Genomic DNA, 6,951 nt, shown 5'->3' with positions numbered 1-6,951 from the left:
CGCCTTCGGCTTGCCGTTAAACGATTTTTCCGCGAGCCGTCCTGCTCCGAACCAATCCAAAGTGGCGCTGTCCAGCTAGGCTCTGTCAGAAAACCCGCAACAACACCCTCCACCGCCTTTCCAGTCCGGGCGGCCTCGGAGATCGCGTGGATGTACGCCAAGGGGTCTAGCGAGGAAGCGGAGCAGCGGCGAGCATTTCAGGGGTCGCGGTGGAGGAATCCCCACTGGAGCGTCCCCGTTTTCCCGAGAGAGCTGAGCTGGAGAGAAGTCACCTCGTGAGCAGCCAACCCGAGACCGACGAGCAGCCCTGGGAAATGCTGAATGAGCTCGCCGAAGCCGGCGAGGCCGAGTCGCTGGAGAAATTCCTCGACACCCTTCCCCCAGGCGAGCAAGCCCACTCGCTCAGCCGGCTTTCGGAAGACCAGCAGTGCCAGGTTTTCGAGACGCTCCGGCCCGACGACGCCGCCGATCTGCTCTCCCGGTTGCCCGACGCTCAGGCGGTGGGGCTGATCCAGCATCTACCCCCCGAGACGGCCGCGCGGATCGTCGAGGAGATGCCCAGCGACGAGCAGGCCGACTTGATCGGCGGGCTCGAGGAGGAGCAAGCCGAAGCGATCCTCGACCGCATGGATCCTCTCGAGGCGGCCGCCGCTCGCTCGCTGGTCCGCTACGAGGACGATACGGCCGGCGGTCTGATGATCACCGAGTTCCTGCAGTTCTCCGAGACGGCGACCGCCGGGCAGGTGATCGACGATCTCGCCGCCGGAGCGGAAACCTACCGCGACTTCGACGTCCAGTACGCCTATATCTGCGACCGCCTGGGACGCTTGACCGGCGTCCTGCGGCTCCGCGACCTCCTGCTGGCCGGACGAAGCCGCCCGGTCCGCGAGATCATGATCCACGAGCCGCTCTCGGTTCCGCACGACACGTCGCTGGATGATCTCGTCGAGCTCCTCGACCAGCACCACTTCTTGGGCGTCCCGGTCACCGACCATAGCGGTCGCTTCTTGGGGGTCGTCCGCCGCACCGCCGTCGACGAGGCTTGGGGAGCCCGGCACGAAGCGGACTACATGAAGAGCCAAGGGATCCCCAGCGGTGAAGAGCTGCGGTCGATGCCGTTGGCGGTTCGGGCGCGAGGGCGGTTGGCGTGGCTCAGCGTCAACATCGTGTTGAACATCGGTGCGGCCAGCGTCATCGCCAATTTTCAAGACACCCTCTCCTCGGTCCTCGCCCTGACGGTCTTCCTGCCGATGATCTCGGACATGAGCGGCTGCAGCGGCAATCAGGCCGTGGCCGTCAGCATGCGCGAGCTGTCGCTCGGCCTGGTGGTCCCTTCGGAAACGATGCGCGTGTGGCTGAAGGAAGTCTCGTTGGGGCTGATCAACGGCAGCGTGCTGGGGACCCTGGTGGGAGTCGGTGGCTGGCTCTGGCAAGATAACTTCTATCTCGGCCTGGTCGTCGGGGCGGCGCTGGCGATGAACACCATCGTGGCGGTTTCCCTCGGCGGCATCGTTCCGTTGCTGCTCCGCCGCTTCGGTTTCGATCCCGCGGTCGCCTCCGGTCCGCTGCTGACGACCGTCACCGACATGTGCGGATTTTCCCTGGTGTTCGGCCTAGCGACGCTGTTCCTCGCCCAGCTGACCGGCTCCTGACTGGCTCGTGAGTGGCTCGTGAGTGGCTCGTGAGCGGGCCGCTGCCAGCGCCAGCCGATCCCGAAGCAAGCCCGATCCCGAAGCAAGCCCGATCCCGAAGCAAGCCCGATCCCCAAGCAAGCCCGATCCCCAAGCAAGCCCGATCCCCAAGCAAGCCCGATCCCCAAGCAAGATCGCCCCACCAGCGACGAACTATCCTGCGGTCCGATTCCTCCTGCTCTCTTCCCGTCTTCCGGAGCTTTCACCGATGCAGTCGCACGAAGTCGATTACGAGATTCATGGGTCCGAAATGCAGCTCGTCGAAGTCGAGCTCGATCCGGGCGAGACGGTCGTCGCCGAAGCCGGCGCGATGACCTATATGGAGGAGGGGATCGATTTCGAAGCCCGCATGGGAGACGGCTCCGAAGCGGGGCAGGGGATGCTGGGCAAACTGTTCGGCGCCGGCAAACGGATGCTGACGGGCGAATCGCTCTTCATGACCCACTTCACCAACCACGGCCACGGCAAGCGACGAGTCGCTTTCGCTTCTCCCTATCCGGGCAAGATCCTGCCGCTAAACCTGGCGCAGCTCGGCGGCGGATTGCTCTGCCAGAAGGATAGTTTTCTCTGCGCCGCCTACGGCACCAAGCTCGGGATCGCCTTTCAGAGGAAGATCGGAGCGGGATTCTTTGGCGGCGAAGGCTTCATCCTGCAGAAGGTCGAAGGTGACGGGATGGCCTTCCTGCACGCCGGCGGGCACGTGATCCAAAAGAAGCTCAACGGCGAATCGCTCCGCGTCGATACCGGCTGCATCGTCGCTTTCACCCCCGGCATCGAGTACGACATCCAGCGGGCCGGGAACCTCAAGTCGATGTTTTTTGGCGGCGAAGGATTTTTCCTGGCAACCCTCCGCGGCCACGGCACCGTGCTGCTGCAGAGCCTGCCGTTTTCGCGGATGGCTGACCGGATCCTCGCCCATGCCCCGAGTGCCGGAGGTTCGCAGCAAGGCGAAGGCTCGCTGCTCGGCGGGTTGGCCGACTTGATGGAACGCTGAGCCGCTCACGAAAGCGTGGAACGGCGAATCACTTCCGCAGCCGATCTCCGGGAACGATGTACTCGATGTAACCGAGATGCATCTCGTCATAGGTCTGCGGTCCCCAGGTGACGGTCCGCGTGGGGTCGGGGTTGGCCGGGTTGTTTTCGCTGTTGTCGTACCAACAGGTGAAGCGGAGCGTGTCGCCCGCCTTGAGAGAACGCGGCTGGGCGAGTCGATACAGCAGTTGCCAGTTGAAGTCGTAGCGGGGGACGTCGAGCAACAACTCCGTCCCGTTCTCGGTCACCAGCTCGTAGCGTGCGGCCTTGCCTCGCAAGTGCATGTGCGGCAGGAAGCCGAGAATCTGCACATCGAACGGGAGCCGACGAGTCGCCTCTTCCCGGTGGTTCTCGGCTCCGGGGGGAATGCGGAGCTTGCCGTTGGCGATGCCTGCGACCTTCACCTCGTGCTGGGGCGGCTCTTTGGCGAAGACGACGCCAATTCGGGTACTGTCTTCGGTGGCCGTCCCATTGGGCGTGTAGTGCATTTGAAACCGCAGCTTGGCTCCCTTGGGAAGCAGCTTGGCGTAGCCATCGGGATAGACGAGCGTGCTGTTGCCCGGCACGTAGACGCCCCAGTACCCGTCGCTCTCGTCGACTTCCTCTTCGCCCTTATCGATCATCACCAGGACATGGTGCACGACCCGAAGGTTCCCCGGGCGAACCTCGATCGCTTGCACCCAGCGGTCTTCGGGCAAATTCGTCTCCACCGTGACGTTCTGGTAGGGCATCGTGCCGGTCGCTTTCACCGGCACGGGACTGGAGAACTCGAACACCGCGTCGGGTTTTCCTATCAGCCATCCGTCGGGATAGGTCTTTGGCAGGGGAGCGTCTTGTGGGTCCCCTTCGGGGGCGCCGGCCTCGATCCACGCGAACAAGTCCGCCTGTTCGCGATTCGACAAGGAGCGGTCATTTGCCCAATGGACCGAAGGGGCCTGCTGGACCGAAGGGGATTCGGTTGCATTCGTTTGCGGCAGGGGAGCAGCGAACCAAGGGGGCATGATTCCCTGCTCGACGACGCGGCGGATCATCCCCGCATAATCTTTGACTTCCTCGTACGTCTCGAGACCGATCGGGGCGATCCCCTCTTCGCGGTGACATTCGAGACAATTCGCCTGGACGATGCGAGAGATCCGGTTGTGGTAGGTGATCTCGGCCGGGGCGCGGCTCAGCTCCGCAGCCTCCGCTGTCGAGGAGGCACGTGAATCCGGGCCGCCATAGAACAGCTCGCAGCCCGGCGACGACGTGGCGGCCACGCGAGGCGACTGGCCGGCGAGCAGTTCGTCGAGCGCATCGCGGAGATACGTCTTCCGCGGCGCATCGAGCGCATAGCCAAAGCCGTACTGGTCGTCGACCGCTCCGCGATAGACCAGCGTGCGGGCTCGGTCGAGCACGAAAACTTCGGTGGTCGTTTTCGCACCGAGCGCGGCGGCGAGCGATTTCGATCCGTCGCGGGCATACGGTCCCTCAAAGCCGTGCGTCTCGACTGCCTTCTCGAGGCGTTCGAGCTCCTCCGATTCGCTCGGATTGACGAACACGAAGACCACGCCTCGCTCGCGATACTGCTGCTCGATTGCAGCTAGCGTGGGAGCATACTTCAGGCACAGCGGGCATTCGGTCCCGGTCAGCGCGATCACGAGGGCCGGGGCTTCGGCAAAGTCGCTGAGCCGCCCCGGCTCGCCGCTGATGGTGGTCAAGGCGAGATCGGGCACTCGGCTACCGACGCCGAGCTCGCCCGCCTTGAGCGGCTGGGGCCCCTGGCGAACCGCGCTGTCGGCAGCCTGCACTGCCATCGCCCCAAAACCGACGAGGCCGAGACCAACCGCGGCGAGCACCAGTAGCTGGGGGAGGCGGTTGCAGAGGAGGCGATTGAAGGCACTCATGTTCGGTCCGTAGTTGCGGCGGAACGTCGCGAATCGGTGTATCAAATGCTATTAGACGCAATCGGCGTGGCTCGGTGGAAGTGATACTCGCAGCAGCGGCCCGCGGTTTCAAATCCGCTTGGTGAGAGGGTTGCCGCTGGAGTATGCTCCGGCTTATGAATCCTCGCCTCCGCTCGATCGCGATCACGACCATCAAATTTGTGACCCCCGTGGTCATCATCGTCTGGCTGTTGAGCGCCATCGATGATGAGCAGTGGGCCGCGCTCCGTTCGCAGCCGAAGCACTACGGCGTGCTGGCCTCCGCGTTCCTCGTGGCCCTCGCAGCGCTCGCGCTGACGTTCACGCGGTGGGCGATCTTGGTCCGCAGCCAAGGCATCCCGCTGAGCATGCTCGACGCGTACCGCTTGAGCGCGATCGGATTTTTGCTGAACTTCGTCTCGGCCGGTTCGGTGGGAGGCGATTTGTTCAAAGGGATTTTTCTCGCCCGCCGCAGCCCAGGCAAACGGATCGAGGCGGTGGCGTCGATTTTCGTCGACCGAGCACTGGGGCTGTACGGCTTGCTGCTAGTCGTCGTCGCCGCCCTGGCAATCGTCCCCCCGGCGACCGCCAGCGAAGACCTGCAGCAGGTGGCTCGGGGGGCGGCGGTGTTGGCTGCCGTGGGCACCGTAGCACTGGTCACGCTGGTCGTCGGGGGCCGTTGGATCGACCGCTTGCTGCGACGGTTGGGCGACCTCCCCCGCGTCGGGGCGCTGATCCACCGCGTCGCCGACCCGCTCCGCAGCTTTCACCGCCATCCGGTCTCGTTCTTGATCGCGCTTGTGCTCAGCCTCGGCGTCCATTCGCTGCTGTCGATCAGCATGTATTTAGTGGCTCGCGGGCTGTACGACGCCCCACCCGGTTTCGCGGATCATTTGATCATCGTCCCGGTGGGGATGCTCGCCTCGGCCCTCCCGCTCACACCGGCGGGAATGGGAATTCTCGAAGCCACGATCGACTGGCTCTACCGCGTCGTGCCAGCCGAGCCGACTGCCGCATCGGGAACGCTCGTCGCGCTCGCCTTTGAGCTGGTGAAGCTCGCCCTGGCCAGCGTCGGCATGGTGTTCTACTGGAGCAGCGGCCGGGAAGTCCAAGAGTCGCTCGACGCGATCGAGGACGAGATGGAGGAGGAGCTCGACGAGGACCTGCACGCGGCCGACGAACGCACCGCTGGCGAAGCCCTCGAGGAGCGTGAGCAAGCCGACGAACTCGCTTCTCCGGAAGTTACTGCCGGGGCAACTCCAACGCCTGACCGGCATCCTCGGTAACGAGAGCCGGTGCAGAAAAAGGAGCCGGGTCGGTGCCTGCGACCAAGTCGACGTTGCCGAGTCTCGCCACGCCCCGGCCTTCGACCCGCAACTGAGCCTTGCCGTTCTGTTCGCAGAGCGTCGCTCCGATCGTGACCTGGCTGGCTCCGGCGACCGTGATTCCGCTCCGCCCGTTGTGGCGGCTGGCGACGCCGACGATCGCCGTCTCCCGGACGCGATCGTGGGCGTTGATCCCATCGAGGCGGTAGCCGCGAACGACCAGGTCGCGAATCACCACATCATGGACGTCGTAGAGCGTAATCCCGGTCGTCAGCTCGGTGACTTCGAGCGGGTAATCGAACGGCCCGCGATGCGGTTCGCCGCGAAAGTAGATCAGGGCCCCGGCGCGGGCCCAGGAGAGCGGCTGGAGCTGCTGCAAATCTCCACCGGCGATGATTTCCACTCGGTTCAGCGGGCGACCGCCGCGCGAGAGCAACGGATAGCCGGGTGGCGTCGGTTCCAGTTGCCAGACGCCTCCCCCGACCGCTCGCCACCGCTCCATTCCGGCCGCGACGGTTCCGTCGAGCGTGGCACCATTGCCGACGATCTCGAACGGAGCTCCGGGGCTGCCACTGTGCCGGTAGCCGTTGAGCGCGATCATTTCGCGGTACGGCTCGCCGGTGTTCGTCAGCACGATTCGGTCGCCGCTGCGAGCGCCGGCCAGGGCTCGGTTGATCGTGCGATAGGGACCAAAGGTTGCCGGTCCGGGAACGAAGCCGCGGTCGTTCTGCGAGTCGCTTCCCCGGAGATTGTCGACGATCAGATCGCGGGCCAGCACCGGCGAAGTCATCAGCAGACAACCGATCACCAACAGGATGCGTCGTCGCGACATCGAAAACTTCCGGGGTAACGGACGGCGAAGCGGAGAAGGCCACCTCAGCACTGTTCGGCTGCGCGGCCGAGACGTCTCGCTTAATTCGCCCGGCCGTCCCTCTTCGCGGATCGTTCCGGTTATTCTGTCCGCACCAAGTGCCGCGAGGCTCCGCGAAGTCCGATCTTCTT

The 6,951-nt window shown here is 64.8% G+C and carries 5 protein-coding genes; 3 read left to right on the top strand and 2 right to left on the bottom strand.

Annotation, left to right across the window (positions count from 1 at the left end; all coding sequences use genetic code 11):
- Positions 1-275 precede the first annotated feature (275 nt).
- Positions 276-1,652, top strand: coding sequence for a magnesium transporter (gene mgtE, locus GNK13_RS02895; protein WP_235934735.1), 1,377 nt, complete (start codon positions 276-278; stop codon positions 1,650-1,652).
- A gap of 247 nt (positions 1,653-1,899) precedes the next feature.
- A complete protein-coding gene (locus GNK13_RS02890; RefSeq protein WP_164100933.1) occupies positions 1,900-2,685 on the top strand; it encodes a TIGR00266 family protein in 786 nt (261 codons plus the stop codon).
- A gap of 28 nt (positions 2,686-2,713) precedes the next feature.
- On the opposite strand, the gene GNK13_RS02885 is transcribed toward GNK13_RS02890, so the two are convergent.
- Positions 2,714-4,606: a redoxin family protein gene (locus GNK13_RS02885; RefSeq protein ID WP_164100932.1), complete on the bottom strand. Its 1,893-nt coding sequence runs from the start codon at positions 4,604-4,606 to the stop codon at positions 2,714-2,716.
- Between the two features lie 155 nt (positions 4,607-4,761).
- On the opposite strand from GNK13_RS02885, the gene GNK13_RS02880 reads away from it, so the two are divergent.
- On the top strand, positions 4,762-5,910 hold the full coding sequence (locus tag GNK13_RS02880) for a lysylphosphatidylglycerol synthase transmembrane domain-containing protein (protein WP_164100931.1): 1,149 nt from the start codon (positions 4,762-4,764) through the stop codon (positions 5,908-5,910).
- On the opposite strand, the gene GNK13_RS02875 is transcribed toward GNK13_RS02880, so the two are convergent.
- Positions 5,867-6,781: a hypothetical protein gene (locus GNK13_RS02875; RefSeq protein ID WP_164100930.1), complete on the bottom strand. Its 915-nt coding sequence runs from the start codon at positions 6,779-6,781 to the stop codon at positions 5,867-5,869. The genes GNK13_RS02880 and GNK13_RS02875 overlap by 44 nt on opposite strands.
- Positions 6,782-6,951: the final 170 nt, after the last annotated feature.

The sequence above is a fragment of the Candidatus Laterigemmans baculatus genome (assembly GCF_010367455.1).
Classification (GTDB): Bacteria; Planctomycetota; Planctomycetia; order Pirellulales; family Pirellulaceae; genus Laterigemmans; species Laterigemmans baculatus.
Note: the sequence above shows the minus strand (reverse complement) of the source record. Positions and strands in the feature narration are given on the sequence as shown.

Excerpts from the sequence above, each read along its gene's own strand:
- GNK13_RS02875 (WP_164100930.1), bottom strand. The coding sequence starts at position 6,781 with ATGTCGCGACGACGCATCCTGTTGGTGATCGGTTGTCTGCTGATGACT.
- GNK13_RS02890 (WP_164100933.1), top strand. The coding sequence starts at position 1,900 with ATGCAGTCGCACGAAGTCGATTACGAGATTCATGGGTCCGAAATGCAG.
- GNK13_RS02880 (WP_164100931.1), top strand. The coding sequence starts at position 4,762 with ATGAATCCTCGCCTCCGCTCGATCGCGATCACGACCATCAAATTTGTG.
- GNK13_RS02885 (WP_164100932.1), bottom strand. The coding sequence starts at position 4,606 with ATGAGTGCCTTCAATCGCCTCCTCTGCAACCGCCTCCCCCAGCTACTG.